This is a genomic window from Mesorhizobium sp. M2A.F.Ca.ET.067.02.1.1 (assembly GCF_004023285.1).
In the GTDB taxonomy this organism is placed as follows: Bacteria; Pseudomonadota; Alphaproteobacteria; order Rhizobiales; family Rhizobiaceae; genus Mesorhizobium.
Genome location: NZ_RZSB01000975.1, coordinates 1 through 1,899, shown reverse-complemented (window position 1 = coordinate 1,899; position 1,899 = coordinate 1). Strand labels below are relative to the sequence as shown.

Genomic DNA, 1,899 nt, shown 5'->3' with positions numbered 1-1,899 from the left:
GCTCAAGAATCTCGAGGAGCCGCCGGCGCGTGCACGATCAGAATGAACAAGGTGCGCGCCGGCGGCTCCTCGAGATTCTTGAGCAAGGCATTGGCGGCGTTGGTGTTCATGTCGTCGGCCGGGTCGACGATGACGACACGGTAGCTGCCGTCATGCGAAGTCATTGACAGGAAGCGGCTGACCCTGCGGATTTCGTCCACGGTCAGCACCGTCTTGAAGCTCTTGGTCTTGTCGTTGGCGGGGCGCGTCAGATGCAGCACGCCCGGATGCGCGCCGGTGGCGATCTGGCGAAACAGTGGGGACGCCGGATCGGGAACGGCAAGCGTGTCGGGCGCCGTCCTGAAATCCGGATATTTCAGAAGATGGTGCGCCAGATGGAACGCCAGCGTCGCCTTGCCGATGCCGAGCGGCCCGGCAAAGATCAGCGCATGCGGCAGCTTGCCCGCGCGGTAGGCGCCAGCGAGCATCCCGGCCGCCGTCGCGTGGCCGATCAGCCGCGGCGTTTCGGCCGGCTCGGGCACGCCGTCCAGCGTGTCGTGCTGCTCTGGGGCGATGCGTTCGAAGATCATGCCGGCGCCGTCTCGATCCTTTGCGCCGGCAGCCTCTCTTCCAGCGCCGCGAAGACGGCGGCGGTGACGACATTTTCCACCGTATCGGGATCGGCGGCCGCGTCGATGACGATGCAGCGCTCCGGCTCCGCCGCGGCGATGGCCAGGAAAGCCTCGCGCCGCCGCCGGTGGATGGCCAAGGTCTCCTTCTCGAAGCGATCGGCGGCGTCACCCGCGCCGCGCCGCGCGGCCGCCCGCTTCAGGCCTTCGGCCGGATCGATGTCGAAGATCAGCGTCATGTCCGGCATCAAGCCGTTGATGGCCACCGCCTCCAGCGCCTTCATGAAATCGGCATCCAGACCGCCGGTGACACCTTGGTAGACTCGCGAGGAATCGATGAAACGGTCGCACAGCACGATCGAGCCGCGCTCGACTGCCGGCCGCATGACCTGCTCGACATGGTCGGAGCGCGCGGCGGCGAACAGGATTGCCTCCATTTTCGGGCCGAACGGCTCGGCCGCGCCGGACAGAAGAACGTGCCTTACCGCCTCGGCGCCAGGCGATCCACCCGGCTCGCGGCTGACCAGCACCTCATATTTCTTGGCGCGCATGCGCCGCGCCAGCCGCTCGATCTGCGTCGACTTGCCTGCTCCTTCGCCGCCCTCGAAGGTGATGAAAAATCCGCTCGCCAATCGAGACTGCCTTTGCCCGTGCTGGCCGCTGTCATAGCTCCCGTCCGACAAAAGGTCCACGAACTTGCCCGATCACAAATGTTTCTGACGCAGCCAGCCGACAGCGAGTTCCTTGGCCGCGTCGAGCGCACGCTGCGGCAGCGTGCCCACCTTCACCGATTCGGCGGCATAGAGCGGCGTCTGCTGGCTCAGCGTATCGCCTATCCAAACGCGCAGCTCACCGACCGGTTGCCCTTCCTCGACCGGCGCCGACACCGGACCCTGATAGACGATCCTGGCGGTCAGCTTGTCGCGGTTGGCTATCGGCAGAAAGATGTCTACGGGGCCTTTGGCTTTCAAGGCCAGGCCGGATTTGGCGCCGCCGAAGACCTGCGCTTCCCCGACCACCTCGTCCTTGGCGAAGATCTCGGTCTTCTGGAAGGACCGCGAGCCCCAGTCGAGCAGCTTGCGTGCCTCTTCGGAGCGTTCGCGGTCATTCGCCAGCCCGGTGAGCGCGGCGATCACGCGGATGCCGTTGTGACTGACGGTGCCGACCAGGCCGAAGCCCGCCTGTTCGCTGGCGCCGGCGACAAAGCCGTCGGCTTCGATGCCCATGGCGATCAGCGGATTGCGGTTCCTTTGCGCGATCTTGTTCCAGGTGAAGTCCGGCTGGCCGTAAT

Annotated in this window: 1 protein-coding gene and 2 pseudogenes; all 3 read right to left on the bottom strand. The window is 66.0% G+C overall.

The features are described 5' to 3' along the window. Positions 1-23 precede the first annotated feature (23 nt). A pseudogene (locus EOA28_RS34395) lies at positions 24-569 on the bottom strand (DNA polymerase III subunit delta'); the annotation flags it as partial. Continuing rightward, on the bottom strand, positions 566-1,240 hold the full coding sequence (tmk, locus tag EOA28_RS34390) for a dTMP kinase (RefSeq protein ID WP_127250954.1): 675 nt from the start codon (positions 1,238-1,240) through the stop codon (positions 566-568). The pseudogene EOA28_RS34395 and the gene tmk, both read right to left, overlap by 4 nt. A gap of 72 nt (positions 1,241-1,312) precedes the next feature. Further along, positions 1,313-1,899: pseudogene (locus EOA28_RS34385) on the bottom strand (D-alanyl-D-alanine carboxypeptidase); the annotation flags it as partial.